The sequence below is a fragment of the Kribbella sp. CCNWLW201 genome, from assembly GCF_037203805.1.
Lineage (GTDB): Bacteria > Actinomycetota > Actinomycetes > Propionibacteriales > Kribbellaceae > Kribbella.
The window spans coordinates 564,913-590,534 of sequence record NZ_JBBCBQ010000004.1; the positions used below are offsets into that span (position 1 = coordinate 564,913).

Annotated in this window: 30 protein-coding genes; 12 read left to right on the top strand and 18 right to left on the bottom strand. The window is 68.0% G+C overall.

All coding sequences use genetic code 11. The features are described from left to right. Window positions 1–4: 4 nt before the first annotated feature. Window positions 5–958, top strand: coding sequence for an ABC transporter ATP-binding protein (locus V9K99_RS21420; RefSeq protein ID WP_337007088.1), 954 nt, complete (start codon window positions 5–7; stop codon window positions 956–958). On the opposite strand, the gene V9K99_RS21425 is transcribed toward V9K99_RS21420, so the two are convergent. The 6 genes from V9K99_RS21425 to V9K99_RS21450 form a co-directional block, all read right to left on the bottom strand. Next, window positions 955–1,269 carry a hypothetical protein gene (locus tag V9K99_RS21425; protein ID WP_337007086.1) on the bottom strand — a complete coding sequence of 105 codons (315 nt, stop codon included), beginning with the start codon at window positions 1,267–1,269 and terminating at the stop codon, window positions 955–957. The two genes, V9K99_RS21420 and V9K99_RS21425, sit on opposite strands and share 4 nt — an antisense overlap. Then, window positions 1,269–1,421, bottom strand: coding sequence for a hypothetical protein (locus tag V9K99_RS21430; protein ID WP_337007084.1), 153 nt, complete (start codon window positions 1,419–1,421; stop codon window positions 1,269–1,271). Before V9K99_RS21430 ends, V9K99_RS21425 begins: the two co-directional genes overlap by 1 nt. A 54-nt stretch (window positions 1,422–1,475) precedes the next feature. Beyond that, window positions 1,476–2,282: a hypothetical protein gene (locus V9K99_RS21435; RefSeq protein WP_337007082.1), complete on the bottom strand. Its 807-nt coding sequence runs from the start codon at window positions 2,280–2,282 to the stop codon at window positions 1,476–1,478. Between the two features lie 343 nt (window positions 2,283–2,625). After that, complete coding sequence (locus V9K99_RS21440) at window positions 2,626–2,805, bottom strand: hypothetical protein (protein WP_337007080.1); 180 nt, start codon at window positions 2,803–2,805, stop codon at window positions 2,626–2,628. A 141-nt stretch (window positions 2,806–2,946) separates the two neighbouring features. Beyond that, window positions 2,947–3,252 (bottom strand): hypothetical protein, encoded by a 306-nt coding sequence (locus V9K99_RS21445; protein ID WP_337007078.1) that lies wholly within the window; start codon window positions 3,250–3,252, stop codon window positions 2,947–2,949. Continuing rightward, window positions 3,249–3,884, bottom strand: coding sequence for a hypothetical protein (locus V9K99_RS21450; protein WP_337007076.1), 636 nt, complete (start codon window positions 3,882–3,884; stop codon window positions 3,249–3,251). The genes V9K99_RS21445 and V9K99_RS21450 overlap by 4 nt, the downstream gene beginning before the upstream one ends. 377 nt (window positions 3,885–4,261) lie before the next feature. Here V9K99_RS21450 and V9K99_RS21455 point away from each other — a divergent pair, with 377 nt between their 5' ends. Both V9K99_RS21455 and V9K99_RS21460 read left to right on the top strand, forming a co-directional pair. Continuing rightward, window positions 4,262–4,771 carry an RNA polymerase sigma factor gene (locus V9K99_RS21455; protein ID WP_337007074.1) on the top strand — a complete coding sequence of 170 codons (510 nt, stop codon included), beginning with the start codon at window positions 4,262–4,264 and terminating at the stop codon, window positions 4,769–4,771. After that, entirely contained in the window at window positions 4,768–5,838 is a 1,071-nt protein-coding gene (locus V9K99_RS21460; RefSeq protein ID WP_337007072.1) for a hypothetical protein, read from the top strand. Before V9K99_RS21455 ends, V9K99_RS21460 begins: the two co-directional genes overlap by 4 nt. A 1-nt stretch (window position 5,839) precedes the next feature. Here V9K99_RS21460 and V9K99_RS21465 read toward each other — a convergent pair whose 3' ends face one another. Further along, window positions 5,840–6,697 (bottom strand): alpha/beta fold hydrolase, encoded by an 858-nt coding sequence (locus V9K99_RS21465; RefSeq protein ID WP_337007070.1) that lies wholly within the window; start codon window positions 6,695–6,697, stop codon window positions 5,840–5,842. A gap of 19 nt (window positions 6,698–6,716) precedes the next feature. After that, window positions 6,717–8,264 (bottom strand): MFS transporter, encoded by a 1,548-nt coding sequence (locus V9K99_RS21470; protein ID WP_337007068.1) that lies wholly within the window; start codon window positions 8,262–8,264, stop codon window positions 6,717–6,719. A gap of 85 nt (window positions 8,265–8,349) precedes the next feature. Here V9K99_RS21470 and V9K99_RS21475 point away from each other — a divergent pair, with 85 nt between their 5' ends. After that, a complete protein-coding gene (locus V9K99_RS21475; protein ID WP_337007066.1) occupies window positions 8,350–9,099 on the top strand; it encodes a ParA family protein in 750 nt (249 codons plus the stop codon). A 1-nt stretch (window position 9,100) separates the two neighbouring features. Here the strand turns inward: V9K99_RS21475 and V9K99_RS21480 are convergent, their stop codons facing one another. Both V9K99_RS21480 and V9K99_RS21485 read right to left on the bottom strand, forming a co-directional pair. Beyond that, complete coding sequence (locus V9K99_RS21480; RefSeq protein WP_337007064.1) at window positions 9,101–10,030, bottom strand: DUF4349 domain-containing protein; 930 nt, start codon at window positions 10,028–10,030, stop codon at window positions 9,101–9,103. A gap of 101 nt (window positions 10,031–10,131) precedes the next feature. Beyond that, on the bottom strand, window positions 10,132–11,949 hold the full coding sequence (locus tag V9K99_RS21485; RefSeq protein ID WP_337007063.1) for a DEAD/DEAH box helicase: 1,818 nt from the start codon (window positions 11,947–11,949) through the stop codon (window positions 10,132–10,134). A gap of 381 nt (window positions 11,950–12,330) precedes the next feature. Between V9K99_RS21485 and V9K99_RS21490 the strand changes: the two genes are divergently transcribed. Next, the gene (locus V9K99_RS21490) at window positions 12,331–13,011 is read left to right on the top strand and encodes a ferritin-like fold-containing protein (protein ID WP_337007061.1); all 681 of its coding nucleotides are present in this window, start codon (window positions 12,331–12,333) and stop codon (window positions 13,009–13,011) included. Between the two features lie 71 nt (window positions 13,012–13,082). On the opposite strand, the gene V9K99_RS21495 is transcribed toward V9K99_RS21490, so the two are convergent. The 5 genes from V9K99_RS21495 to ligD all read right to left on the bottom strand — a co-directional run bounded on the left by V9K99_RS21495 (window position 13,083) and on the right by ligD (window position 15,813). Then, on the bottom strand, window positions 13,083–13,361 hold the full coding sequence (locus V9K99_RS21495) for a GlsB/YeaQ/YmgE family stress response membrane protein (protein WP_337007059.1): 279 nt from the start codon (window positions 13,359–13,361) through the stop codon (window positions 13,083–13,085). Between the two features lie 146 nt (window positions 13,362–13,507). Further along, window positions 13,508–13,735: a DUF3107 domain-containing protein gene (locus V9K99_RS21500; RefSeq protein WP_337007058.1), complete on the bottom strand. Its 228-nt coding sequence runs from the start codon at window positions 13,733–13,735 to the stop codon at window positions 13,508–13,510. A gap of 136 nt (window positions 13,736–13,871) precedes the next feature. Beyond that, window positions 13,872–14,501 carry a TetR/AcrR family transcriptional regulator gene (locus V9K99_RS21505; RefSeq protein WP_337007056.1) on the bottom strand — a complete coding sequence of 210 codons (630 nt, stop codon included), beginning with the start codon at window positions 14,499–14,501 and terminating at the stop codon, window positions 13,872–13,874. Between the two features lie 148 nt (window positions 14,502–14,649). Further along, entirely contained in the window at window positions 14,650–14,856 is a 207-nt protein-coding gene (locus V9K99_RS21510; RefSeq protein ID WP_337007054.1) for a hypothetical protein, read from the bottom strand. A 30-nt stretch (window positions 14,857–14,886) separates the two neighbouring features. Next, on the bottom strand, window positions 14,887–15,813 hold the full coding sequence (gene ligD / locus V9K99_RS21515; RefSeq protein WP_337007052.1) for a non-homologous end-joining DNA ligase: 927 nt from the start codon (window positions 15,811–15,813) through the stop codon (window positions 14,887–14,889). A gap of 80 nt (window positions 15,814–15,893) precedes the next feature. Here ligD and V9K99_RS21520 point away from each other — a divergent pair, with 80 nt between their 5' ends. The 3 genes from V9K99_RS21520 (at window position 15,894) to moeZ (ending at window position 21,116) form a co-directional block, all read left to right on the top strand. Beyond that, window positions 15,894–16,817 carry an alpha/beta fold hydrolase gene (locus tag V9K99_RS21520; RefSeq protein ID WP_337336403.1) on the top strand — a complete coding sequence of 308 codons (924 nt, stop codon included), beginning with the start codon at window positions 15,894–15,896 and terminating at the stop codon, window positions 16,815–16,817. Window positions 16,818–17,061: 244 nt separating this feature from the next. Then, complete coding sequence (locus V9K99_RS21525) at window positions 17,062–19,692, top strand: Calx-beta domain-containing protein (RefSeq protein WP_337007048.1); 2,631 nt, start codon at window positions 17,062–17,064, stop codon at window positions 19,690–19,692. A 233-nt stretch (window positions 19,693–19,925) separates the two neighbouring features. Then, a complete protein-coding gene (gene moeZ / locus V9K99_RS21530) occupies window positions 19,926–21,116 on the top strand; it encodes an adenylyltransferase/sulfurtransferase MoeZ (RefSeq protein ID WP_337007046.1) in 1,191 nt (396 codons plus the stop codon). 37 nt (window positions 21,117–21,153) lie between these two features. Here the strand turns inward: moeZ and V9K99_RS21535 are convergent, their stop codons facing one another. Both V9K99_RS21535 and V9K99_RS21540 read right to left on the bottom strand, forming a co-directional pair. Beyond that, window positions 21,154–21,933, bottom strand: coding sequence for a maleylpyruvate isomerase family mycothiol-dependent enzyme (locus V9K99_RS21535; RefSeq protein WP_337007043.1), 780 nt, complete (start codon window positions 21,931–21,933; stop codon window positions 21,154–21,156). Between the two features lie 2 nt (window positions 21,934–21,935). After that, a complete protein-coding gene (locus V9K99_RS21540) occupies window positions 21,936–22,565 on the bottom strand; it encodes a TetR/AcrR family transcriptional regulator (protein ID WP_337007041.1) in 630 nt (209 codons plus the stop codon). Window positions 22,566–22,652: 87 nt separating this feature from the next. Here V9K99_RS21540 and V9K99_RS21545 point away from each other — a divergent pair, with 87 nt between their 5' ends. Together V9K99_RS21545 and V9K99_RS21550 are read left to right on the top strand one after the other, a co-directional pair. Further along, a complete protein-coding gene (locus tag V9K99_RS21545; protein ID WP_132208069.1) occupies window positions 22,653–22,919 on the top strand; it encodes a DUF2277 domain-containing protein in 267 nt (88 codons plus the stop codon). A gap of 9 nt (window positions 22,920–22,928) precedes the next feature. After that, complete coding sequence (locus tag V9K99_RS21550) at window positions 22,929–23,273, top strand: hypothetical protein (RefSeq protein ID WP_337007037.1); 345 nt, start codon at window positions 22,929–22,931, stop codon at window positions 23,271–23,273. Here V9K99_RS21550 and V9K99_RS21555 read toward each other — a convergent pair. Next, complete coding sequence (locus V9K99_RS21555; RefSeq protein WP_337007035.1) at window positions 23,270–24,289, bottom strand: hypothetical protein; 1,020 nt, start codon at window positions 24,287–24,289, stop codon at window positions 23,270–23,272. The two genes, V9K99_RS21550 and V9K99_RS21555, sit on opposite strands and share 4 nt — an antisense overlap. Window positions 24,290–24,452: 163 nt before the next feature. Here V9K99_RS21555 and V9K99_RS21560 point away from each other — a divergent pair, with 163 nt between their 5' ends. Together V9K99_RS21560 and V9K99_RS21565 are read left to right on the top strand one after the other, a co-directional pair. Then, entirely contained in the window at window positions 24,453–25,292 is an 840-nt protein-coding gene (locus tag V9K99_RS21560) for a TIGR03560 family F420-dependent LLM class oxidoreductase (RefSeq protein WP_337007033.1), read from the top strand. 31 nt (window positions 25,293–25,323) lie between these two features. Then, the gene (locus tag V9K99_RS21565) at window positions 25,324–25,620 is read left to right on the top strand and encodes an MGMT family protein (protein WP_337007031.1); all 297 of its coding nucleotides are present in this window, start codon (window positions 25,324–25,326) and stop codon (window positions 25,618–25,620) included. Window positions 25,621–25,622 lie beyond the last annotated feature (2 nt).

Sequence of the window (25,622 nt, forward strand, 5' to 3'; positions counted from 1 at the left end):
ACCCGTGCCAGTCATCGAGTTGTCCAACGTGTCCCGTGCGTTCACCGTGACGTCGCGGACCGGGTTCCGCCGTACCCGCCGACTCGTGCGCGCGGTGGACGACATGTCGTTCACCGTGGAGCCAGGTGAGGTGATGGGCTACATCGGCCCGAACGGCGCCGGCAAGTCGACCACGATCAAGATGCTCACCGGCATCCTGGTCCCGAGCGGTGGCTCGATCCGGGTGGCGGGCGTGGACCCGTCGCGGCACCGGCTCAAGCTGGCCAAGCGGATCGGCGTGGTCTTCGGCCAACGGACGACGCTGTGGTGGGACCTCCCGTTGAAGGACTCGTTCGCCGTACTGCAGAAGATGTACGACGTCCCGATCGCGAGGCACCGGGAGAACCTGGCAACCTTCGTGGAGCTGCTGGATCTCGGCGACCTGCTCGACGTACCGGTCCGCCAGCTGTCCTTGGGCCAACGCATGCGCGGCGACATCGCGGCCGCGTTGCTGCACGATCCCGAGATCGTCTACCTGGACGAGCCGACGATCGGCCTGGACGTGATCAGCAAGGCGCGGCTGCGCGAGTTCCTGGCCCAAGTCAACTCCGAACGCCGTACCACCGTCATCCTCACCACCCACGACCTCGACGACATCGAAGCCCTCTGCACCCGCGTCATGGTCATCGACCACGGCCACCAGATCTTCGACGGCACCCTCGCCGGCCTCCGCGCCAGCCAATCCGCCCCCCGCACCCTGGTCGTGGACCTGGCCACCTCCCTCCCACCCATAGAGGTAACCGGAGCTACCGTCGTGAAGGTCGACGGCCCCCGCCAACACCTAACCTTCCCCACCACCACCAAAGCCGCCCCCCTCCTGTCCCACATAGCCGCCAACTACCCCCTGGTCGACCTAACCATCGCCGAACCCACCATCGAATCCGTAATAACCCAGCTCTACACCCCCACCCCCTCCTAGCCGAGATCGGCCACCATCGAGGCAAACACGACCTCGGCATCCATCGCCTTGGTGTCCGCACGCCATCTGCGGACAGAGTCAGGGATCCTCCGCTCGTTCACCGTGCCAACGCCCGAACGAATCAACCGCTGCGCCTCAGCGATCCCGATGTCGACGTACTCCAACTCGTTCAAGAAGAAGAAGTCGTGCCGAGCACCTTCGTTGCGGTGAAACTTCCCCGTGTTCCCGACGTACGTCCAAACATCCTCATCCACCAACGCCGCCACCCACAGCTCCCGCTCCCCATCCTTCACCAAGTACAACCGCGTCATCAGCGGTTGTACCCGGCAGCAATGGACAGGACGTCCGCTGGGTCGAGCGGTTTGGGGTCGGCTTGCCACATCGCGAGGATCTCGGCTTCCTCCACCTCATCCAGCTGGCCGATGCCTCCATTGATCAGCCGCCGTGCCGTACATCCGCTCATGCGCCAACGCCGCAACCCACACCAACCGCTCGTCCTCCTTCACCAGGTAGAGCCTCATCGCGCGATCCCGTCCTTCCTGTCGAACACCGTTGAGAATGCCTGCCTTGCGCTACACAGGAGGCCGTGCTGCTGCCTCACCGGCGACTCTGTGTGGTTGACGACCACGACCCGTCGCCCGCCGAGCCTGGTCAGTTTGTTGATGTCGTTGGGCGTCTGAAGCGTCGCCGACAGGTCGACGCGCCGCTGCCGTGCGGCTGCACGTTCCTCCGAGGTGGCCGTGGCGCTGCGCTCGATCTGGGACCACGGTGTGGTCAATTCCTTGACCTTCGCGGACTCAGCCGAGTGGAACTGCACCTCGACGCGAGCAAACCCGTGCGGCGTCAGGCAAGCGTGGAGGCCCTTGTACGGCGAACCTTCCGTATACGAATGCATCGCGGAGGTCACGCGCCAGTCGCAATCGTTGAGCGCATCCACTGTGCGCCGGGCCGCCGCAACCAAACCGTCCGGCGTCTCCGTCAGCACGGTGTACCGCAACAGATCATCGACCGGAAAGCGCCGCTCGGCCTCCTTCCACTCCCGGATCTTCCGCGCCAGCGACTCCGGCGACTTCACCCGCTTCTCGAGCTTGTACGGCGCCGCACCCGGCGGCAGCGACGCCAGAAAGTCCGCCGTCAACACCTGCTCGGCGACCACCGCTCGCTCAAGCAGCCACAGCGCCCGCCACGTCGCATCGACCCCGTGAACCCGCGCGATCTCAGCCGCGGAGACGGCCTCGCCGCCACCCCAGTCGAGCGGCCTCTCGACCTCAAAGGCCCGATGCAACACAGCCGGCTCGAGCGGCCGCTCCGGAGCGGGTGCCATCTGAACTCCCCAGGTCGTTTGGTCCTTCGACCGTAGTCACCGGCAACCCAGCCGTGGGCCCCTTCCCCGAATCTGTGGATAACTCGCGCGTCGTACCTCTGCGCACGCTGTTTGCGGCCACGGGCCCAGAGCAACATTTGTCGACGACGAAGCACTCACACGCGGCCCTCGGTACCCAGACAGCGGATTGGGTGGCGGGCCCCGACTTTGTGCACCAGATGATCACCTATCAGGCGATTTGATGGTCGAACCGTGCACAAAGTGGCTGTGCGCACCGGACGCCAGATGCCTGGCGGAGCCAGAGCGATGCAAGGGGAGTCCAGGGCCCAGATGGCTCTTGCGATTACGCGAGATCCGCGACCATCGAGGCGAAGACGACTTCCGGATCCATGGCGTCCTCGTCGCGCCGCCAGCACTCGAGCGAGTCCGCGAGCCTCGTCTCATCGACCACTCCGACACCATCCGCGATCAGCCGCTTGGCCTCAGCGATCCCGATGTCGCCGTACTCAGCCTCGTTCTCCATGAAGTAGTCATCCCGAACACCATCATTCCGATGGAACTTCCCCGTGTTCCCGACATACGTCCAAACTCCTCATCCACCACCGCCGCCACCCACACCCGCCGTCCGCCCTGGCCGACGAGAAACAGCCTGGTCATACCCGTCTCAGCGGTTGTAGCCAGCTGCGATGGACAGGACGTCGGCAGGATCGAGGGGACTGGGGTCAGCCCGCCACCGTTCGAGCGCTCCGGAGCTCTCGTCGATCCGACCAACCCCCTCGTCGATCAACCGACGAGCTTCGGCTGGTCCGATCGCGTCGTAGGTGAAGTGCCGCTCCATGTAGTAGTCGTTGCGCAGGGCATTGTTGTCGTGGAACTTGCCGGTGTTGGCGACATACGCGTACATGGTTTCGTGCGCCAGTGCGGCAACCCAGACACGTCGCTCTTCTTCCTTCACCAGATAGAGTTTCATCGCGCGATCCCGTCGTTCTTGTCAAGCACCGTCAGGTGTGCTGCTCGCTGTGTACTGCTGGGAGGAAGACCTTCACGCTGGCGCGCCGGATCTCTGGAGTCACTGTAGTTCTTGACCGCTACTCGCATGCCGCCAAGGCTCTGTAGCTCGCCAATCCCCTTGGGCGGCCGCAGTGTTGCAGACAGATCGATGCAGCGCAGCCTTGCGGCCTCGCGCTCGTCCGGGGCTGCGGTGGCGCTGCGTTCGATCTCGTACCAGGGGGTTGTCAACTCCTTCACCTTTGCCGAGGCCACGGAGTGGAACTGCAGTTCGGCCCGAGCGAGGCCGGGCGGGACCACGTACGCGTGCAGGCCCTTGTACCGCGAGCCCTCGGTATACGACTGCATTGCATACGCCACTCGCCACCCGTGACTGCCGAGTTCGTCCACCGTATGACGGGCCGCAGCCACCAGATCGTCCGGCGTCTCGGTCAACACGGTGTAGCGCAGCAGGTCGTCTACGTGGAAGTGCTTCTCGGCGTCCTCCCAGTCCTGGAGCTTGCGGGCGAGTGATTCCGGTGACTTCACCCGCTTTGTCAATTGGTAGGCGGATGCGGTCGGTGGCAGGCACTCCAGAAACTGTGCGGTCACCATTGGCTCGACGGTCAGGACTTGTTCGAGAAGCCGGAGGCTCCTCCGGGTCACGTCATCTCCATAACGCCGGGTGATGTCGGCTGTGGAGGGTGGGTTGTTGCTCCAGTCGAGAGGGCCGGTTTGTTCGAAGGCCCGGTGGAGGGTGGTGGGCTCGGGTGGGCGGTCCGGAGCGGGTGGCATGTGGTCTCCCCAGGTCGTTGGTTCTTTGACCGTAGTGAGCGGGGAGGGGGCTGTGGGGTGGGATTTGGGGATCTGTGGATAACTCGGGGAGGTTACGAACGGGGGGTGGGGTGTGACTTGGGGTGGGTGGGGTCGTTGGAAATCGGGTAGGGACCCAACCGGAAGTGGGATTCGGGGGTAGACAGGGTATGCCGACGATGACGGAAGAGCCGGCGGTGGTGGTGGGGCCGCCTTCGGACGGGTCCGGGTTCGCGGAGTGGGTGCGGCCGCATCTGCCGGCGATGGCCCGGCTGGCGGCGCGGCTTGCCGTGGGTGCGGACCGGGACGACATCGTCCAGGAGGCGCTCGCGCGGGCGTGGTCCAAGCGGAGTCAGTACGACGCGACCCGGGGGACGGCCTCGGCGTGGTTGCTGGCGATCACCGCGGACCAGGCGCGGAAGGCGGCTCGGCGGCTGCGGCCGGTCGGGGAGCTGGACGACCACGACGGCCCGGTGTCACGGCGGCCGGATCTGGACGCCCGGATGGACGTGGACCACGCGCTCGCCAGTCTGTCGGCACGGCAACGCCTCGCAGTGGACTGTTACTACTTCGCCGACCTGTCGATCGCTGACACGGCCGCGGTGATGGGCTGCTCCGAAGGCACCGTCAAGTCCACCCTGTCCGATGCGCGGGCCCGCCTGCGCACCCTGCTGGAGGTCAGTGAATGAACCCGACCGACGAGGTCGACGACCTGCTGACGCGGGCCGGCGCGAGGTGGCGCGCCGACCAGCCGTCTGCCCCTGAGCCCGACCTGGAACGCATGCTCGCCGGTCGCCGCCGTCCGCGCGGCTGGGTCCCCGCGCTGGCCGCCGCCAGCGTCGCCGCGATCGCCGCCGCCGCGCTCACCGTGCTGCCGGACAACAACAACCCGGCCCCCAGCGCGGTCCCGCCGCAGTCGGTTGCCCAAAGCAAAGAGCCGGAAGCCAGGACCGGGCAGACCCAGCCGTCGAACGACGATCTGCTGATCCGCCCGGGTGACAAGGTCCGGGTGAACGGCGACGTCATCGTCGTACCGGGAAAGGCGCCGGTGTTCTGCCCGCCGCTGTTCAAGACGGCCATCGGCTACCCGCCCGGCCAGGAGCCGGCACCCAGCTGCCCGGACAGCTTCGCGGTCACGCTCAAGGGCGTCGACCTCGGCCGGATCAGCGGCCTGAAGACGACCAAAGGTGTTCAATCCGGTCAGGCCGAGCTGATCGGGATCTGGGGCGATCGATCCATCGACGTCCAGGAGCAGAAGCCGTACGCCGTACCGACGAACAGCAAACCGCTTCCGCCGCTGCCGTGTGCGGCCCCGGCCGGGGGCTGGGTGTCGAAGCCGAGCAACGTGAACTCGACCGCGGTGATCAACTTCCTGGCCGCGCACGCCGACCAGATCTTCGGCCCGGTGATGCACTACCCGAACGGCTCGTCCCGGGGCGCTCCGGTGGTCGTCATGATCGGCGTCGCCCACGGTGATCTGGACGCTTTCCGGGCTGCCTTCGAAAAGGTTTACCAGGGCAACCTTTGCGTGACTCCGGTCTTGCTGAGCCGCTCCGACAACGAGCGCATCAGCAATCAGGTGGGGGACCTGATGAGCCGCAAGGAGCTCGCCATCACGAGCTCGAGCGGTTCGGGGCTGGACGGTGGTCGCGCCATCGTCCAGATGGTGGCCTACACCGAGCAGGTGAAGGCAGCCCTCACCCCTGTCGGCCTGGACGTGCTGGAGGTCGCCCCGGCGGTCAAGCCGGCGGAGTGATTCAGCGGTCGTGGAAGAACTTGACCAGGAGGCGGGCGGTCGCGGCCGGCTGCTCGATGGCGGGGGAGTGGAACGCCTCGGGGATCACCTGAGGCTCCACGCCGAGCACTGAAGCCATCTCACGTTGGATCGGGATCGGCCAGCCGTCGTCGCCCTCGCCGTACAGGACCTGCGCCCGTACGCCGGACTTCGCCAGCTGATCGGTCTTGTCTTCGGCGTCCATCAGCCGCCGGGTGATCTCGGCCAGGCTGACCGGGACGTTGCCGGTGAAGCGCTTGCGGAGGAAGGCCGCGATCTCCTCGGGCGGTGCGACGTACGCCGGGCCCTGGCTCTCGTGCTGCAGCTTCAGGTCGTAGACCTGCTCGATCGGCAGGTTGTCCAGCCCGTAAGCCAGCATCTGCAGGCCCTGCAGGGTCACCTCGTCGGAGAACGCCGCCGGACCGGAGCACATCAGGCTGATCGTCGAGAACACCGACGGATCGGTCAGCACTGCCTCGCGGGCGACCAGACCGCCGAACGAGTGCCCGACCAGCTGGCTGTAGCCGCCGAGTGCCTTGCTCATCGCGACCACGTCGGCTCCGAGCTCGGCCAGCGAGTACGCCGACGGGTCGGCAGGGCCAGGGGTCTCGTACTGACCCCGCTGGTCCACCGCGACCGTCCGCCAGCCGTAGCGGCACAGGTGGTCCACCAGCGGAGTGAAGTCCTCCTTGCTGCCGGTCCACCCCGGCACGAGCAGCACCGTGCCGAGCGGCGTACCGATGTCCGGCACGGCCATCAGGGTGGCGAACGACCCACGGTCGGTCTCGAGCGTGGCAGGGCGAACCCCATCGGGCAACGTCAGCGAACGCGGCGTACTCACAAGTAAAGAGGGTATCTGCTCAGACCTTCCGAACCAGTGTGGCCGTGGCCACGCCGAGCAGAATCACTACGGCCAGACTCATGACAACCGCCAGCTGTACGCCGTTGGAGTAGGCGTCACGGGCCAGCTCCAGCAGCTCCCGCGCTGCCGGCCCGGGCAGGTGCTCAGCAGCCGCAACCGCACCACTCAGCGTGTCGCGGGCGGACTCCGGTGCACCGACCGGGATAGCGGCGCGGTACACGGCAGTGACCAGGCTGCCCGCGATGGCGATCCCCAGAGCGATTCCGAGCTCAGAGCCGGTCTCACCCATGCCAGACGCCACCCCTGCCCGCTCTGGCGGTGCACTGCTGACCACTACGTCGTACGTGAGTGCCAGCACCAGCTGGATGCCCAGGCTGGCGACCGCCAACCCGATCACTACCGGCCAGCGGCCTGCAAGGGTCATCAGGGCCAATCCTGGTACGGCGGTCGCGAAGCCGAGTGTCATCGCCGTACCGGGTCGCAGGTGCCGGACGACCCACGGTGCGCCGAGGGTTCCGACGATCCCGGTGACCATCATCGGCAGCATCCACAGCCCCGCCTCGAGCGGCGACATGCCGAGCACCAACTGGAAGTACTGCACCGTCAGGAACTGCATCGCGGCGAGCACGTACAACCCGAACATCTGCGCCCCGAACGACGCGCTGAACGCGGCCCCTCGGAACAGTCGCAGATCGATCAGCGGCTCCGCGAGCCCCAACTGCCGCCGCGCGAACACCCAGCCAAGGAACACCCCAACCAGGGCGATGCCCAGGCTGCTCAGGCGGAACCCATCCTTCGCGGTCTCCTTGATCGCATACACGACCGCGAGGATCGCCCCGGTGGAGAGCACCACGCTGACCAGCTCGATCCGTCCGGCGCGCACATTCCGGAACTCCGGCAGCAGGAACGGCGCGGCCACCAGCAGCACGATCAGCGGCGGTACGCCGATCAGGAACACCGAACCCCACCAGAAACGGTCGAGCAGTACGCCGCCGACGAGCGGCCCGGCCATACCGCCGATCATGAAGTTCGTCATCCAGATCGCGATCGCCAACTGCCGCTGACGGGGATCGCGGAACATGTTGCTGAGCAGGGACAAGGTCGACGGCATCAGGGTCGCGCCGGCCAGGCCGAGCAGCGCGCGGGCGGCGATCAGCAGCTCGGGACTGCTGGCGAAGGCGGCCAGGATCGAGGCGGCCAGGAACCCGGCGGCACCGATCATCAGCAGCCGGCGGCGGCCGATCCGGTCGCCGATCGTGCCCATGGTGATGAGCAGACCGGCCACCACGAAGCCGTACACGTCGATGATCCAGAGCAGCTGCGACGAGCTGGGTGCGAGGTCGGCGCTGAGCACCGGCGCCGCGAGGTGCAGCACGGTCCCGTCCAGGCCGATCAGGATGGTCGGCAGGGCGAGAACCGCAAGCCCGAGCCATTCCCGCCGCCCGGCGCGGAGCGGGACAGAATCGGCGATAGCGGGCAGGCCGGCAGGCGTGTCGTCGTCGCAGTCGGGGGTCGGCGGATCGGGGCACACTGTCGTTCCGGTCATGCCGACCATGGTGAAAGTTAAAGGACTATTGAGGTCAACCCCCCGGGGTGCGGCCCGGCGTTCCGGGGTGCGGCACAATGGCCGGGTGCCTCGCACCATGGCGGTTGCCAACCAGAAAGGCGGCGTGGCCAAGACGACCACTGTCGCGACGCTCGGCGCTGCCCTGGCCGAGCGCGGTCAACGGGTGTTGCTGGTGGATCTGGACCCGCAGTCCTGCCTGACGTTCTCGGTCGGGATCGATCCCGAGGACCTCGTCAAGTCGATCCACCACGTCCTGCTCGGCGGCGTGAAGGCCCGCGACGTGCTGGTCGAATTCGAGGACGGGCCGGATCTGCTGCCGGCCACGATCGAGCTGGCGACCGCCGAGGTGAAGCTGGCCCGCGAGACCGGTCCGGAGCAGGTACTGCGAACCGCGTTGCGTCCGCTGCGGTCGTCGTACGACTGGATCATCGTCGACTGCCCGCCGACGCTCGGACTGCTGACGGTGAACGGGCTGTCCGCGGCGACCGACGTACTGATTCCGCTGCAGTGCGAGACGTTGGCACATCGTGGCGTAGGGCAACTACTTGACACGATCCACGACGTCCAGCGGCTGACGAACCCGGGTCTGAACGTGCTCGGCGTGCTGCCGACCCTGTACGACGGGCGGACGACGCATGCCCGGGCGGTGCTGGAGACGATCGCCGACACGTACTCGCTGGACGTGCTGTCGCCGTCGATCCCGAAATCGATCCGGTTCGCGGAGGCGCCGGCGATCGGCGAGACCGTGCTGAGCACGTCGCCGGCCTCGCCCGGTGCAAAGGCCTACCGGGCGTTGGCCGGCGCGTTGCTCTGACCTACTGCCCGCTGTCCGGAGCCTGGGTCGCCGGTGCCGGAGCGAGGGCCGGCTGACGGCGCAGACGGTTCCGGAACCTCCACAGCGGTACGCCGATCAGCGCGAGCAGCACCACGAACGGCAGGATCGCGCCGAGCGCGGTCGCCAGCGCGGAGAACGTGGCGGTGAACGCGTCCCAGCCGCCCTTCAGACCGGCCAGGAACCCGCGGTCCGGGTCCTCGGTCACCACCGGCTCGCCCTTCGCGGTTAGCGTCAGCGCGAGGGTGGCGAGTTCGGTCTGCAGGGCGAGGTTCTTCTGCTTGGCCAGCAGCGATTCCAGGTCGGCCTCACGCCGGGTCAGCTCGGTCTCCACCGAGACGATCTCGCCGATCGTGTTCGCCTTGGCGAGCAGGGTGCGCATGCGCTCGAGGCTGGCGCGCTGCGAGGCGATCCGGCTCTCCACGTCGACCACCTGCTCGGTGACGTCGCTGGACTCCTGGTGGATCTGCATCCGCTTGCCGAGCTCGGACAGCCGCTGGATCGCGGTCTCGTACGACGCCGTCGGCACCTTCAGGACCAGGTTCGCCCGGCTGATCTTGCCGTCCTCGTCGCTGCCGGTGTCCTCGGACGCGACCTGTCCCTTGAGGCCGGTGATCACCGTGATCGCCTTCTGCCGTTGGGCGTCCACATCGTCGGCCTCGATCGTCAGCGAGCCGGTCTTGATGATCGCCCGGGTCAGCGACGGCTCAGCTGCCGGCTTGTCCTGCCCCTGCGGCGCACTCCCGCCGGCCTTGCCGTCGGATGCCTGACCGGCGTCTCCGTCCTGCCTGTTGGCTGGTGCGGCCGCTCCGGACTCGCTGGTGCTGCTTTCGTCGCCACTGGCACCGCAGCCTGTCAGCAGCACCGTCCCCAGAATCGCTACCCCGACCACGGCAGCCTTGATCCGCCTCATCACCCATGCCCCTCTCTCGTGGTTACCGCTAGGACGGCAGCCGAGGGGCAGGGTGTTGCAGGCTCAGATCACCTTTCAGCCACGGTCGGGCGACGAGCAGGTCACTCCGGGGCAGTGAACAACGGAACCGTCGGGCTGGTCCCGGGCTGTGGCGCCTCAGCAGGCTTCGCCTCGGCAGCCTTCGGTTCCGCGGTCTTGCGGGTCCGGGTGCGCGGGCGCTTCACAGGCTCGGCCGTTTCAGCCTCAGCCCCCTCGGCGGCCGGTGCTTCGGCCGACTTCCGGGTCCGCGTGCGCTTCACCGGCTCCGAGGTATCAGCATCCGCAGCTTCGGCTGTCTTGCGGGTCCGCGTGCGCTTGGCGGGCTCCGCCGTACCGGCATCATCGGTTTCGGCAGCCGGCGCTGACGCCGTCTTCCGGGTCCGCGTCCGCTTGACCGGCTTCTCGGCCGGCTCGGCAACCGTGGGCTCGGCCTCAACCGCAGCGGGCTCGGCCTCAACCGCGGCGGATTCGACGGTCTTCCGGGTCCGGGTGCGCTTGCGCGGCGTGCGCTCGGCCGCCTCGGTCGACGACTCGGCCGTCGGCGGGACCTGCGTCTTCGCGGTCACGTCCGACTCGGACTTCTGCTCGGTCGCCACCCCGTCGACGGTCTGGCCGCTGCGGGTGCGCTTGCGAACCCGGTTCCGCTTCCGCGCCGGCCGCTCGCCACCCTCGGAACGCTCGGGACGGTCGGAGCGCTCGGAACGGTCCTCGGTACGGCGCTTGTCCCGGGCGGGCTTCTCGTCCCGCGACTCCCGGGCCGGTTTGATCCGGCCCTTCGCCTCGGTCGGGATGCCCAGGTCGTGGTACAGCTCCGGCGACGTCGAGTAGATCTCCTGCGGCTCGTCGTACGGCAGGTCGAGCGCCTTGTTGATCGTCTTCCACCGGGTCACGTCGGCCCAGTCGACGAAGGTCACCGCGATCCCGCTCGCACCCGCCCGCCCGGTCCGGCCGATCCGGTGGATGTAGGCCTTCTCGTCCTCGGGGCAGGTGTTGTTGATGACGTGCGTGACGCCCTCGACGTCGATCCCGCGGGCGGCGACATCGGTGCAGATCAGTACGTCGATCTTGTCACCGCGGAACCGCATCAGGGCCCGCTCCCGGGCCTGCTGGTTCAGGTCGCCGTGGATCGCGGCGGCCTTGAAGCCGCGGTCCTGCAGATCGTCGGTCAGCCGGGAGGCCTCCCGCTTGGTCTTGCAGAAGATCATCACCCGGCCGCGGTCGTCGGCCTGCAGGATCCGGGCCACCACCTCGGGCTTGTCCAGATCGTGGGCCCGGTAGACGAACTGTGCCGTCGTCGGCACCATCTGGGTGTCCTCGTGCGACTCCGCCCGGATGTTCAGCGGGTGCCGCATATGGGTGCGGGCCAGCGCGATCACGGCCGACGGCATCGTTGCCGAGAACAACATCGTCTGACGCAGTTCGGGCGTCTTGCGCAGAATGCGTTCCACGTCGGGCAGGAAGCCGAGGTCGAGCATCTCGTCGGCCTCGTCCAGCACCAGCACCTTGATGTGGCTCAGGTCGAGCACACCCCGGTTCGCCAGGTCCAGCAGGCGTCCCGGCGTACCGACGACGACGTCGACGCCCGTCTTCAGCGCGTCCAGCTGCGGCTCGTACGCCACCCCGCCGTACACGGTCAGAACGCGGACGGTGCGGACGGTGGACGCGGTGGTCAGGTCCTTGGCGACCTGGATGGTCAGCTCGCGGGTCGGAGTGACGACCAGCGCCTGCGGCTTGCCGGGCGCGGCGAGCTCTTCGTAGTCGGCCTCGCCGGGGGAGATGGTGCGCTGCAGCAGCGGGATACCGAAGCCGAGCGTCTTACCGGTCCCGGTCCGGGCCTGGCCGATCAGGTCGGTGCCCATCAGGGCGACCGGGAGCGTCATTTCCTGGATCGGAAACGGCTCTACGATGTTGACGCGATCGAGCGCGTCACAGATCTCGGGCAATACCCCGAGCTCTCGGAAGGTGGTCAGGCTGATCGCCTCTCACATGCTTGTGCGGACAGTTGCGTAGTGGCCGGGCGCCAAGAGCATTCCAGCTCCATCGTGAGGCGCGGGGACACTGTGCAAGCACCTCGCACCAGCTTGCCCATCTGGGCGCGTCACCGGCGAATCGCCCACCAGTGTAACCGCTCCACCTGTCAACGCCGCTTCGTGTGCTTTGCGCCACTCCCTCGCCCGGTCGCCGGCAGGCTCGGAGAGACGGCGCGGAGAGGGGAGTGTGGTTTGCGCCACTCGCGCTCGGGTCCCGATAGGGTGCCGGGCATGGAGCAGACGGCCTTTGATGATCCCGCCTACCGGGCCGCGGCGGTGGATCTGCTGGGAGTTCTCGCGTACGGCGAGCTGACCGCGTTCGAGCGGATGGCCGAGGACGCCAAACTGGCGCCGACCCTGAACGACAAGGCGGAGCTGGCCGCGCTGGCGACGACCGAGTTCCAGCACTTCCAGCAACTGCGGGACCGGCTGGTCGCGCTCGGCGTGGACCCGATGGAGGCGATGACGCCGTTCGTCACCCCGCTGACCGCGTTCCACGACCACACCGCGCCGTCGGACTGGCTGGAAGGACTGGTCAAGGCGTACGTCGGGGACGGTCTGGCGAACGACTTCTACCGCGAGATCGCGTCGTTCGTGGACGCGGAGACCCGGGCCCTGGTGCTCGAGGTGTTCGCCGACTCCGGTCAGGCCGAGTTCGTGGTCGACCGGGTCCGGGCCGCGATCGAGGAGGACCCGAAGCTGGGCGGCCGGCTGGCGTTGTGGGGACGCCGCCTGGTCGGCGAGGCGCTGAGCCAGGCGCAGCGGATCGCCGCCGACCGCGACTCCCTCGCTGCCCTGCTGGCCGGCAGCGTCGACCGACCGGGCCTCGACCTGGCCGCGATCGGCCGCATGTTCACCCGCCTCACCGAAGCCCACACCGCCCGCATGACCGCCCTGGGCCTCCAGGCCTAGCCCTCCGCCGTACCCACACGACGACAACGGCCGCCTGCCCCGGGTGGGGTGGCGGCCGTTGGCGGTGTTTGTCAGGCAGCGGCTCTCGGGCTGCTGTTGCGGGCGGAGATGATCGCGATGACGACCGCGGCGCAGATGATCTGGATCAGGTACTGGATCCAGTCCGGTCCGCTGGTGTCCTTGACGCCGAGGAAGTAGGCGATCAGACCACCCAGGAAGGCGCCGATGCCGCCGCCCAGGATGGTCCAGCCGAGGCTGATGTTCTGCTTGCCGGGGAGCACCAACCGGGCCAGCGGCCCGAAGATGATGCCTGCGATGAGGCTGACGATGATCATCCAGACCCAGAACACGGTTCCTCCTTGAGGGATGACTGACCTGCGCCCCTGTCCGGTGCCCGTGATCAAACCAGACCACCGTCAACGCAGGTCCTACTGTCATCGTGCCCGCTGGGTGGCACTCCGCAACCGGGACACGCGCGACTGTGTCCGGACCGCGATCAGATCGCGCCGAACCCGACCTTGCGGATCGACACCTCACCGATCTCGACGTACGCGAGCCGGTCGGCGGGCACGATCACCCGGCGGCCCTTGTCGTCGGTCAGCTGCAACAGGCCGGAGCTGCCACTCAGTGCGTCGGCCACCGCCTGTTGCACCTCGTCCGGGCTCTGCTCGCTCTCCAGCACCAATTCACGATTGGCGTGCTGCACGCCGATCTTGACCTCCACGAAACCCTCCGGGCACGTTCCGACCGGCGGCTCTCGCCGGTGACGGTTCGAGCCTATCCGTTGCCGACTCCCAGCTCTCACCCGTCCGCCCAGAGCAGAACCTTTGGTACGACATACGCCATACCGTCGGACCGGGTCAGGTGTCGGTGCGGGGGAAGCCGCCGATGCCACGCCAGGCCAGCGAGGCGACCAGGTCGGCCGCGTTCTGCTGCGGCAGCGACGGGTTGTCGGCGGCCAGCCAGTAGCGGGCGCTGACCTGAGCCATTCCGACCAGACTGACGGCCAGCACCATCGACTGCTCACGGCTCAGCCCGGCGTCGGCGCTGATCACCTCGGACACTGCCTCGGCACACGCGTGGGTGACCCGGTCGACCCGCTCCCGCACGGCCGGCTCGTTGGTCAGGTCCGACTCGAACACCAGCCGGAACGCGCCCTGGGCGTTGGCCACGTAGTCGTAGAACGCGTGCATCGTGGCCGCGACCCGCTGCTTGTTGTCGTCGGTCGACTTCAGCGCGTCCCGGACCGAGGCGATGATCGCGTCGCAGGAGGTGTCCAGCAGCGCCAGGTACAGCTCCAGCTTGCCGGGGAAGTGCTGGTAGAGGACCGGCTTCGAAACGCCGGCGCGGTCGGCGATGTCGTCCATCGCGGCGGCGTGGTAGCCGTTCGCGACGAAGACCTCCTGGGCCGCCTCGAGGAGTTGCGCGCGGCGGGCCAGCCGCGGCAGGCGGCTGCCGCGCTTGGGCGCGGTCTCAGGTGTCGTCGACACGGTCGGCTCCTTCGGTGGTGCGGCACTGGCGGCTCGGGCTCGACCGCCGGGTCGTTCCCCGAATCCTACCCAGCAGTCCTCCCGGCCAGTAGCTTCCCCGCCGATCGGCGTTCCATCGTGGTACTGCCCGCCGTCCCGGCGTACTGCTTCAGCGGTAGTCGTCCTCGTCCGCGTCGCCGACCTCGCGGCGCTGCTCGTCCACGTCGGCCGGATCGGCCTCGATCGGTACGCCGGAGTCCTCGGTGCGGTCGTCCACCACGGTCGAGCTCTGGCGTTGGTCCAGTACGTCGGCCTCGGGGGCGTCGTCCGGGACGCTGTCGACGCCGGGACCCTCGTAATCGGGCTCATTGGTCATGCGACTGACTCTCCTCTCGATCACCGACGGTTACGACGGTAGTGGTTTCGGGTCGTCGTACATGCCTTCCAGGACGTCGCCGTACTCCTCGATCCGGGCCAGCACTTCGTACGGGAGGAACCGGAGCTCCTCCGGTGTGGTCGCCGATGCCACCTCGTCCCAGTCGATCGGGGTGGACACCCGCGGCTCCTCGGCGCCGCGCAGCGAGTACGGCGCCAGGGTGGTCTTGGCACTCGCGTTCTGGCTCCAGTCGATGAACACCTTGCCAGGGCGGAGCGCCTTGGTCATGTTGGCGGTCACGTTCTCCGGCAGAGCCTCGGCCAACTGCTCAGCGAGCTGCTTGGCGAACGCACTGGTCTTCCGCGATGACGCTGGCTCGATCGGCACGTACAGGTGCATGCCTTTGTTGCCTGACGTCTTCGGCCAGCCCTCCAGCCCGAAGTGGCTCAGCAGCTCCCGCAGTGCGAGTGCCACGTCGCAGCACTCCACGATGGTGGCTCCCGGCCCTGGATCGAGGTCGAACACGATCAGGTCGGCCTGCGGGTCCTTGCCGTGGTCCGACAGACCGATCCGCCACTGCGGGACGTGCAGCTCGAGTGCGGCCAGGTTGGCCAGCCACACCACTGTCTGGATGTCGTCGGCCACCACGAAGTCGGCCTCGTCCCGCCCGGTCGAGCTCCCGGGAGTAGGCAGCGTCACGGTCCGCACCCAGGCTGGCGTACCGCGCGGAGCGTTCTTCTCGAAGAAGTACGGCGCCTCTGTGCCGTCAGGCCACCGCTTACGTGTCAGTGGCCGGTCGGACAGGTGTGGCAGCAGCAGGGTGGCGACCTGGTGGTAGTAGTCGATCACCTCCGCCTTGGTGAAACCTGTCTGCGGGTACAACACCTTCCCGAGGTTGGTGAGCTTCATCGTCTGCCCGTCAACCTCGGTGGTCAGTTGCTGCGGCGCGGCTGCCATGCCTCCCAGTCTCCACCCGTGAGCCGTCCTAACGTGCCGGCAGTTCAGGGGTTGTCTGCGCGGGTTGTGGTCGTCCTACCATGGGTTTCGTGGATAGTTACGCGGCGGTAACCAGTGGCGACGCGCCGATGGGGGCGCAGGAATGGCCGGCGCGGCGGGTGCCGGTCGCGGGGGTGGATCTGCTGGTCAGGGACGCCCCGGGTACGGCAGCGGACCTTCCGCCTGCCCTGTTCGTGCACGGCCTCGGCGGGTCGTCGCTGAACTGGACCGCCCTGGGGCTGTTGCTCAACGACACGGTCCGCGGTGTCGCGCCGGATCTGCCCGGGTTCGGACGTACGCCGCTGTCTGGTGCCGCGGGGATCACCGAGCAGGCCGACGTACTGATCGAACTGGTGGAGCGTGAGTTCGATCGGCCGGTGCATCTGTTCGGCAACTCGATGGGTGGCGCCTCGTCGGTGGCACTGGCCGCGCGTCGGCCCGACCTGGTCGCGTCACTCACTCTGATCTCTCCGGCGCTGCCGCATCCGCGGGCCTCCGCGAGTGCGCTGTGGTTCGCCGCGGTGGCCACGCCGCGGCTGGGTCAGGTGGTGCTGGAGCGCACCCGGCGGCTGCCGTTCGAACGGCGGTTCCAGGCGTCACTGGCACTGATATTCGGTGACCCGCGATCGCTGCCGCCCGAGGTGCGGGCGGCGTACGAGGCGGAGCTGCGCCGGCGCGACACGGACCCCTGGGGGATGCAGGCGACGGTGGAGGGTGCCCGCAGCCTGCTGTGGTCTTCGCTGGCGCCGCCGCGCCGGTCACTGTGGGCGGACGCGGCCAGGGTGGAGTGCCCGGTGCTGCTCGTGTACGGCGGGAAGGATCGCCTCGTCGACGCCCGGATCCGGACCAAGGCCCACCGCAGTTTCCGGGACGCGCGGTTGCTCTACCTGCCGCAGTCGGGTCACGTCGCCCAGATGGAACACCCCGAACTCGTGGAGCGTGCGTTCCGTCAGTTGATCGGTTGATCGAGTCACAGCTGTGGTCGGACTGAGACGCGGTTGAGCGGCTGATCGGATCAACTTTCCTCTCGCTCATGGAGTCGGACGAACACCGTGTTCGTCGAACGAGAGGACCACTGTGCGGGTAACGGGCAGACTCATCAGAAGCCTGTCGCTGGGGATGGTCGCACTATTGGCTGTGGGGACGTTGACTGCGAACGCCGCACCAGTACTTCCGCCATCATCAGTTGCTACAGGCAACAACTGGGACGTGAAACCGGTGGCCTCGGGCTACCAGCTGACCTTGCGCCTCGAAGCGCCGGCGCCGATGCGCGCGTCGCTGCCGCTGCTGGCCGTGGACGGCGTACCGATCGGGGTCGCCAGGCAGTCGCCGGACCAGCGGACGCTGACCCTGATCACCACCGATCCGGCCGTGCTCAAGGCGCGCGACGTACGGCTGATCTGGTCGGGTGACGTCGGCAAGAGCACCGGCCGGAGCCGCAGTCAGGCGGCCGGGCCGACGGATGCCGACTGGCTGAAGGCGCGACAGGGGCCGTTGTTGAAGGACGATCCTGGTGCGCAGGGCAAGTATCAGGTCGACACAGCCGAGTACAACCTCGGTGACGAGGCCGTCTACCTTCCGGGCCTCGGGCAACGGTCCGAGGTGCGCGGGAAGGTCTACACGCCACGCGGTGCGGTCGGGCCGCGGCCGCTGGTGCTCTTCCTGCACGGCCGGCACCAGTACTGCTACGGCAACGACGACACCCCGTCGGACAAGCCGTGGCCGTGCTCTGCGGGCGCGAAGCCGGTGCCGAGCTTCCGCGGGTACGACGGCCCGGCGAAGGCGCTGGCCAGCAACGGCTACCAGGTCGTGTCGATCAGCGCGAACGCGGTCAACGCGTACGACGGCGACGTCTATGACTCGGGTGCGCAGGCGCGGGCCGAGTTGATACTTGATCACCTGGCGCTCTGGAAGAAGTGGTCGACAATCGGCGGCGGACCGTTCGGCCGCACGTTCGTCGGCAAGGTGAACCTGCAGAACGTCGGTCTGATGGGCCATTCCCGTGGTGGTGAGGGCGTCGCCCGGGCTGCGGTGCTGAACGCCGACCGGGGTGGGCAGTACGGCATCCGCGCCGTCCTGCCGCTCGCGCCGACCGACTTCGCCCGGGCCACCGTGCCGGGGGTCGCGATGAGCGTCCTGCTGCCGTACTGCGACGGCGACGTCTCCGACCTGCAGGGTCAGAAGTTCTACGACGACACTCGCTACTCCGTCACCGGCGACACCGCACCACGGTCGACCGTGACTGTGCTCGGCACCAACCACAACTTCTTCAACACCGAGTGGACCCCGGGACAGTCCGAGGCTCCGTCGGGCGACGACTGGTTCGGTGAAGAGAAGGAGTCGCCCTGCGGTGCGAAGTACGCCGGCCGCCTGAGTGCCAAGGAGCAGCAGGCCGTTGGTACGGCGTACGTCGCGGGCTTCTTCCGGTTGCAGCTCGGCCACGAGACGAAGTTCCTGCCGCAGTTCGACGGGTCCGATGCACGGGCATCCTCTGCGGGGCGTGCCGTCGTACGCGTGGTGTCGCAGGCGCCGCTGGCGTCGCGGCGAGATGTGAATGCCCTCGACAAGGCGCTGCCGGCCGGAGCGGTCACCGGAAAGGCGTCAGCGGCGGTGTGCGCGGGTGTGAGCCAGGCGTCCGGGCGGACGGCTGCGACACCGACGTGTATGACGACTGACGACTGGGCTAACGCACCACACTGGGGCGCTGCCTGGTACGCCGCTCGCACACCGACCACTGCGGTGACCAAGTTGAGCTGGACCGGCACTGACGGCGTACTGCGACTCAGCCTGCCGGCTTGGCAGCGCGACGTTCGACGCTACGCCGCACTGTCGTTCCGGGCGGCGCCTGATCCGGCTGGCACGCCGAAGACTGACCTGAGTGTGCGTGTGGTCGATGGGCGCGGCCGTGCGGCCGTCGTACCGGTGTCTGCTGTCAGTGACGCGCTGGTGCGGTTGCCGGGGCGTGGGGACAGTGGCCTGCCGAAGAACCTGCTGCGGACCGTGCGGATCCCGGTGGGGTCGTTGAAGGGCGTGGACCTGCGTGATGTGCGTGCTGTGGAGTTGCGGACCGATCGGGTCGCGCGTGGGTCGGCGTACGTGAGTGATGTCGCGTTCTCGTCGCCTGGGGTCGGGCTCTCGGCTCCAGCCCGGTTGCTGCCGCAGCTGTCCGCGTCGAGCGTGACGGTGAAGGAGGGCGACAAGGGGACGAAGTCGATGGACTTCTGGGTGACGCTGTCGCGGCCGAGCATCCGTCCGGTCAGTGTGTACGTCGAGACGAACGGGGACCTGGGGGCGTCCGTGGCGGATGTCACTCGGCAGCTCGTGTTCAAGCCGGGCCAGACGCGGCAGAAGGTCAGCGTGGCTGTGGCCGGGAACACTCGGGACAGCTATGACGTGCCGTTCAGTCTCGTGCTGTCGGCGCCTCGGAACGGGTTGCTGAACCAGTCGTTCGGGCACGGCCTGGTGATCGACGACGACGCCACGCCCACGCTGACGGTTGGGAACGTTCAGGCCGGTGAGAAGGCGGGCACGCTGCGGTTCCCGGTGAAGCTGTCGGCGGCGAGCGACAAGATCGTCAACATCTCCGGGGTCCTGAAGGACGGTACGGCGGTGATCCGGAAGGACTACCTGAGCGAGTACGACGACGGGACGAACCCGCCGGATCGGACCGTCGACGGGTACGTCGAGCCGGGGAAGGCCGTGGGTGATCTCGCCGTCAAGATCGTCGACGACAAGGTGAAGGAGCCCACCGAGACCTTCACCGTCACGGTCCAGGCGGTGGACGGGGCCGAGATCAAGCTCCCGGTCACCGTCAAGGGCACCATCACCGACAACGACTGAAGGAGGGCGCGGACCTCCAGGCCACATCATTCGAGCTCGGGAGCGGCGGCTGAGCGTGGCTCCGCTCACAACGAGCCGATTGTGATGGCCTCGAGGTCCGCTTCCGGGGTGAGACGAGGATCCCGGGATGCGGACTCTGGTGGGGGTGGTTGGGGATGTGCGGGAACATGGGGGAGGGACGGATGGTTGAAAACCGGAGAGCCTGACCGACATCGTTCACGAGGAGCCGACACGTGTCACTGCCACCGCTGGTCGAACCGGCCGACGAGCTCACCATCGACGAGGTTCGCCGGTACTCGCGGCACCTGATCATCCCCGAGGTCGGGATGGCCGGGCAGAAGCGGCTGAAGAACTCCAAGGTGCTGGTGATCGGCGCCGGCGGCCTGGGCAGCCCGGCGCTGCTCTACCTGGCCGCGGCCGGTGTCGGCACCCTCGGCATCGTCGAGTTCGACACCGTCGACGAGTCGAACCTGCAGCGCCAGATCATCCACGGCCAGTCCGACGTCGGGAAGTCCAAGGCCCAGTCGGCCAAGGAATCGATTCTCGAGGCGAACCCGTACACGAACGTCGTCCTGCACGAGACCCGGCTGGACAACGACAACGTCTTCGAGATCTTCGAGCAGTACGACCTGATCGTCGACGGCACCGACAACTTCGCCACCCGGTACCTGGTGAACGACGCCGCGGTACTGCTCGGCAAGCCGTACGTCTGGGGCTCGATCTTCCGCTTCGACGGCCAGGTCAGCGTCTTCTGGGCCGAGCACGGACCGTGCTACCGCTGCCTCTACCCCGAGCCGCCGCCACCCGGCATGGTTCCGTCCTGCGCCGAGGGCGGCGTGCTCGGCGTGCTCTGCGCGTCCGTCGGTGCGGCCCAGGTGACCGAGGCGATCAAGCTGCTGACGGGGATCGGCGATCCGTCGCTGGGCCGGCTGAACATCTACGAGGCGCTCGACCTGAACTGGCGCACCCTGAAGGTCCGCAAGGACCCGAACTGCGCCATCTGCGGTGAGAACCCGACCGTCACCGAGCTGATCGACTACGAGAGCTTCTGCGGCGCCCTGACCGAGGAGGCGGCCGACGCGGCCGTCGGCTCGACCATCTCGGTGAAGCAGCTGAGCGAGTGGATCAAGCTGAAGGACAACGGCGAGAAGGACTTCGTGCTGATCGACGTCCGCGAGCCGAACGAGTACGAGATCAACCGGATCCCGGGCTCGGTGCTGATCCCGAAGGCCGAGTTCCAGACCGGTGTCGCGTTGGAGAAGCTGCCGCAGGACAAGCAGCTGGTGTTCCACTGCAAGTCCGGTGTCCGCTCCGCCGAGGTGCTCGCGATCGCGAAGGGCGCGGGCTTCGGCGACGCGGTCCACGTCGGCGGCGGTGTCGTCGCCTGGGTCGACCAGATCGACCCGAGCCAGCCGGCGTACTAGACCTGAGCAGAGGGCTGGAGCGATCCAGCCCCCTTGTTCAGAAGGGCATCCGGCAGCTGGCGACGGCCTCGACCGCGACCGGGTCGCCGGAGACGTCCGGCTCGTCGTCGCGGCCTGACAGGGTCCGCATGTAGCCGACGGCGTCCACGGCGGCGCGGCCGACCGGCTCGTCCCTCCCCAGCCGGTAGGTCCCGCCGCCCTGCCCCGTCAACTCCAGTACGACGGCCGGACGCTCACCCCAGAAAGGCAGCGTGTCCACGTCGTACACCACCTGGGCGATGATCTCCTCGGCGTACGGCCCCGCGTCGAACGACCGCCCGAGCGCCTGGCACACGTCGTCGCGATGCATCCACAGATCCCGGGCCAGCAGGATGTCCCGGATGTACCCGAGGGTCATCGGAAGACCCTCGACGTTCATGGTCGCCCGCCGGATCAGCTCCGGATTCCGCGAGATCGCCCGCGTCGCCTTCGCCCAGGTCCGGTCGAAGGTCGCCCGCAGTTCGGCCGGCGGCGTACCGCGGTGCTCGTCGGCCTGCACCATCATGTGCGCGTCGAACCGCGGCACCCCCGGGTAGACCCGCTTGCCCTTCCGGAACCGGCGCGGGAACGACCACGGCTTGATCACGTCCTCCGCCTGGCCGGTCAGATGCCCGGCGATGTCCGCGACGTCCCACGCGTCGCAGACCGTACGGCGCTGCCACTCGGTCCCCTCGATCGACGCCAGCATGTCGTGCCACGCCTGGAGCTCCGCGTCCCGGTGGACCCGGCACCGTTCCCGGCTCGCCCGGCCGATCTCCCCCGCGAGTACTGCGGTCATGATTACCCCCTGGTTGGTGCGTATCGCTGATAAAACATCTCGAGTACGACGGGCAGCAGCCGGCTGAACCGTCCTTCCTCGAACGAGGCGTTCGGTTGGTTGGCGATCTGCTGCGACAGCACCCCGGCTGTCAGTGACGTGAACAGCGCGATCGCTTCGTCGCCAGCCGCGTCCGGGTGCAACCGGCCCGCGTCCACCGCCTCTTGCAGTAGCTGCCGGAGCTCCTCGATCGCTTCCTTGGCCGGTTCGAACGCCTCCGGGCTCGGCTCGAAGCCGGGGATCGTCCGCCAGAACAGCAGTTGTGAGTAGACCGGGTGCTGTAGGCACCACCGGCAGAACGCGTTGATGCCGAGTTCGAGCGGATCCTCGTCCTCGGCTGCCGTGGCGACGGCTTCCCGCTGGACGGCGAGGACGAGCTCGGCGCCGCGCTGGAAGAGCGCGTCGAAGATCGCCATCTTGGACGGGAAGTACTGGTAGAGCGATGGCGGCTGCATGCCGAGCCGGCGGGCCACCGCGGACAGGCTGAGGGCCGCGACGCCTTCGGTCTCCATCAATCCGATGGCGACCTCCAGGATCTCCTCGATGGTCTCCTGGCGGCGACGGGTCCTACGGTCCAGCCCTGCAGTACTCATACGCTGAGGAAAACCTAAAGGTATTAGGGAAGTCAATACCTCGTAGGTTTCGGTTGGATTGTCCGCCTCGGGACGTAGTGTCGGGACATGTGCAGAAACATCACTGTTCTCCGGGGACTCGAGCCGGCCGCGACCTCTGAGGAGATCTACGCGGCCGCGTTGCAGTACGTGCGCAAGGTGACCGGCGTCGGCTCGTTGAGCTCGACCACCCGCGAGCCGATCGAGCGGGCCGCGGCCGAGGTCGCGCGGATCACCGAGCAACTGCTGGCGGAGATGCCGGAGCGCCGGAACCCGCCGCAGACCGTGCCGCCGCTGCGCCGCCCCGAGGTGCGCGCGCGGCTCGGGCTCGACTGAGGCCGACCCGTGGGGGAGGTGCTGGCCGGCCGGCGCCGACAAGGGTTGGTGCTCGCGCTCGTGGTCGTCGGCCTGCTGTTGTCCACGATCACCACCAACGCCCAGGCCGAGCTGATCCGCCGCCGGCAGGACAGCTGTGACGGTTCACTTCCGCTGCCCACAACGGCGTACGTGCTCGGCTTCGCCGGCCTGGCCGTCGGTGCGGTCGCCCTCTTCCTACTGACCCGCTGGTTTCGCCACAGCCGTCAGCCCATCACCCTCATCCTGTTCGCCACCGCCATCGCCGCCGTCATCTTCGAGCTCTTCGCCCTCGTCACCGCCTTCCAGGAGGGCGGCCCGGTCTGCGGCGGCTAGCCGGCCACCTGCGGCAGGAACGCGGCCAGCGCACTGATCAGCAACGGCGCGAGCACACTGATCACGGTCAGCGGATTCCGCACGATCGAGCTGTCCAGGTGCAGCAGCCGCTCGATCCGGTGCCGCTCCTCCACCCACTCCGCAGTCGGCTTTCCGTCCGGCGGCAACGGGCAGGCGTGTTTGACCAACTGATGCGCCCGATTCCGCCAGGCCACCGCCATCGGTACGGCGATGATCGACAGGCCGAGCGCGAACAGCAGGCCGTACATCAACACGTTCGCCGGCGGGAACTCATGGTCCCGCTGGGGATAGGCCGCGACGAACGCACCGCGCAACGCACCCGCGCTCGCGACGGCCGCCACCACACCGAAGGCGAAGGCACCCACACAGAACAGCAGCAGTTGCCACAGTTGCTCGAGCCGTTCGATCGCGGACCGGAGGTGCTCCGATTCGCCTGGCTTGTCCTGCATGGCGGCGATGTAGTCGTTCTCCACATGACCGGTCGTCCCCCGGGGAATCTCCTTCTCCAGGTCGTGGCACTCGGCATGGGCCAGCCAGACGATGGTCAGCCACGGGATGCTGGCGAGCATCCCGGCGACCAGGACACAGCCGGTCCGCCACTTGAGGCCCTGCACTGGCAGGTCGGGGCTACCGGCGGGGTGGAGCAGCCCGAGCATCGCGCCGCTGACCGCGCCGACGGTCGCCAGCAGCAGGTAGCGGTTGCGACGGCCGGCCGTGGGGAACATGCCCCACTCCTTCGGACGCTGCAGGATCCGGACCGCCTGGACCGTGAGGACGACGAACACCGCGAGCGCCGCTCCTGCGATGAACCGCCAGATCGTCCACGGCACACTCTGCACGAACGCGTCACTCTCCGCACCGCCTTTCGACCCCGCGATGCCGAGCAACCAGGCGAACGCGAACAGCAGCGTGAACACGATCATGCTCCGGACCGGTGGCGGCACCCGGACCCAGAACGGATCCTCCACCAGGTCCTTCGGCAGTTCGACCGGCATCGTGCCCCCTCACCCCAGACTTGCCTCAAGTTTCCCGGGCCGTCGGCGTGGCCGTCCTTCGAATCCGGCGCGTCCTGCCCTTTCGGGCACGGCTCCGAGGCGAGGTAAGGTCGCTGTCGGGAAACGGTTACTGAGTGCCTCGTGGCACTATGAGGAGGCCGGGATGCGGTTCGCGATCAAGACGAGGCCGGAGCACACCACCTGGCAGCAGATGCGGGACGTGTGGATCGCCGCGGACGACTTCGAGATCTTCGAGTCCGCGTGGCACTGGGACCACTTCTACCCGTTGAGCGGTGACATGGCCGGCCCGAACCTCGAGGCCTGGACCACGTTGGCCGCGCTGGCGCAGGCGACGCAGCGGATCCGGGTCGGGTGCCAGGTGACCGGGATGATCTACCGGCATCCCGCCGTACTCGCGAACATGGCCGCGACCACCGACATCATCTCCAACGGCCGGCTCGAGCTCGGGGTCGGCGCGGGCTGGAACGAGATGGAGACCGCCGCGTACGGCATCGAGCTGTATCCGTTGAAGGAACGCTTCGACCGCTTCGACGAGGGTGTGCAGGCGATGATCGCGCTGCTCACCGAGAAGGTGGCGAACTTCGACGGCGAGTACGTCAAGCTCACCGACGCGTACTGCGAGCCGAAGGCCGTGCAGACCCCGCATCCGCCGATCACGATCGGTGGCAAGGGCCCGAAGCGGACGCTGCGCGCGGTCGCTCGCTGGGCCCAGCACTGGAACGTCATCGTGCCGGGTCCGGAGGACTGGAAGCCGCTCAAGGACATCCTGGTCAAACACTGCGAGGACGTCGGCCGCGACGTCAACGAGATCACCTGCTCGGTCAATGTCCGGATCGATCCCGACCAGCCCCTCGACACCGCGGTCGCCCAAGCGGCGGCGTACGGCGAAGCGGGGGTCGACCTGGTCGTGATGAACCTCCCGCTCGACGCCCCGCCGTCGGTCGTCGAACCGCTCGCGAAGGCACTCGCCCCACTCGCCTGAACTGTCCCAGGTCCCCGCTAGGTTTGGGTTCGTGGACAGGGAGGAGTACGTCGAGGCGGTGTTGCGTGCGGTGGAGTCGATCCCGCCGGGCAGCGTCGCGACGTACGGCGACATCGCCGAGTACGTCGGCCAGGGCGGCCCGCGTCAGGTCGGCGCGATCATGCGCGAGTACGGCGCCAGTGTGCCCTGGTGGCGGGTGATCCGGGCCAGTGGCGTGCCGGCCGACGAGGTGGGCGACGAACAGCTCCACAACCTCCGCTCGGACGGCGTACGCGTCACGGACGGCCGGGTCAACCTTCGCCAGGTCCGCTGGAATCCCGAGGACTAGAC

Excerpts from the sequence above, each read along its gene's own strand:
- V9K99_RS21510 (WP_337007054.1), bottom strand. The coding sequence starts at position 14,856 with ATGACCAATGAGCCCGATTACGAGGGTCCCGGCGTCGACAGCGTCCCG.
- V9K99_RS21445 (WP_337007078.1), bottom strand. The coding sequence starts at position 3,252 with ATGAAACTCTATCTGGTGAAGGAAGAAGAGCGACGTGTCTGGGTTGCC.
- ligD (WP_337007052.1), bottom strand. The coding sequence starts at position 15,813 with ATGGCAGCCGCGCCGCAGCAACTGACCACCGAGGTTGACGGGCAGACG.
- V9K99_RS21455 (WP_337007074.1), top strand. The coding sequence starts at position 4,262 with ATGACGGAAGAGCCGGCGGTGGTGGTGGGGCCGCCTTCGGACGGGTCC.
- V9K99_RS21435 (WP_337007082.1), bottom strand. The coding sequence starts at position 2,282 with ATGGCACCCGCTCCGGAGCGGCCGCTCGAGCCGGCTGTGTTGCATCGG.
- V9K99_RS21520 (WP_337336403.1), top strand. The coding sequence starts at position 15,894 with ATGGGTTTCGTGGATAGTTACGCGGCGGTAACCAGTGGCGACGCGCCG.
- V9K99_RS21485 (WP_337007063.1), bottom strand. The coding sequence starts at position 11,949 with ATGACGCTCCCGGTCGCCCTGATGGGCACCGACCTGATCGGCCAGGCC.
- V9K99_RS21560 (WP_337007033.1), top strand. The coding sequence starts at position 24,453 with ATGCGGTTCGCGATCAAGACGAGGCCGGAGCACACCACCTGGCAGCAG.
- V9K99_RS21555 (WP_337007035.1), bottom strand. The coding sequence starts at position 24,289 with ATGCCGGTCGAACTGCCGAAGGACCTGGTGGAGGATCCGTTCTGGGTC.
- V9K99_RS21480 (WP_337007064.1), bottom strand. The coding sequence starts at position 10,030 with ATGAGGCGGATCAAGGCTGCCGTGGTCGGGGTAGCGATTCTGGGGACG.
- V9K99_RS21450 (WP_337007076.1), bottom strand. The coding sequence starts at position 3,884 with ATGGTGACCGCACAGTTTCTGGAGTGCCTGCCACCGACCGCATCCGCC.
- V9K99_RS21490 (WP_337007061.1), top strand. The coding sequence starts at position 12,331 with ATGGAGCAGACGGCCTTTGATGATCCCGCCTACCGGGCCGCGGCGGTG.
- V9K99_RS21470 (WP_337007068.1), bottom strand. The coding sequence starts at position 8,264 with ATGACCGGAACGACAGTGTGCCCCGATCCGCCGACCCCCGACTGCGAC.
- V9K99_RS21535 (WP_337007043.1), bottom strand. The coding sequence starts at position 21,933 with ATGACCGCAGTACTCGCGGGGGAGATCGGCCGGGCGAGCCGGGAACGG.
- V9K99_RS21460 (WP_337007072.1), top strand. The coding sequence starts at position 4,768 with ATGAACCCGACCGACGAGGTCGACGACCTGCTGACGCGGGCCGGCGCG.
- V9K99_RS21440 (WP_337007080.1), bottom strand. The coding sequence starts at position 2,805 with ATGGAGAACGAGGCTGAGTACGGCGACATCGGGATCGCTGAGGCCAAG.
- V9K99_RS21425 (WP_337007086.1), bottom strand. The coding sequence starts at position 1,269 with ATGACGCGGTTGTACTTGGTGAAGGATGGGGAGCGGGAGCTGTGGGTG.
- V9K99_RS21545 (WP_132208069.1), top strand. The coding sequence starts at position 22,653 with ATGTGCAGAAACATCACTGTTCTCCGGGGACTCGAGCCGGCCGCGACC.
- V9K99_RS21430 (WP_337007084.1), bottom strand. The coding sequence starts at position 1,421 with ATGAGCGGATGTACGGCACGGCGGCTGATCAATGGAGGCATCGGCCAG.
- V9K99_RS21540 (WP_337007041.1), bottom strand. The coding sequence starts at position 22,565 with ATGAGTACTGCAGGGCTGGACCGTAGGACCCGTCGCCGCCAGGAGACC.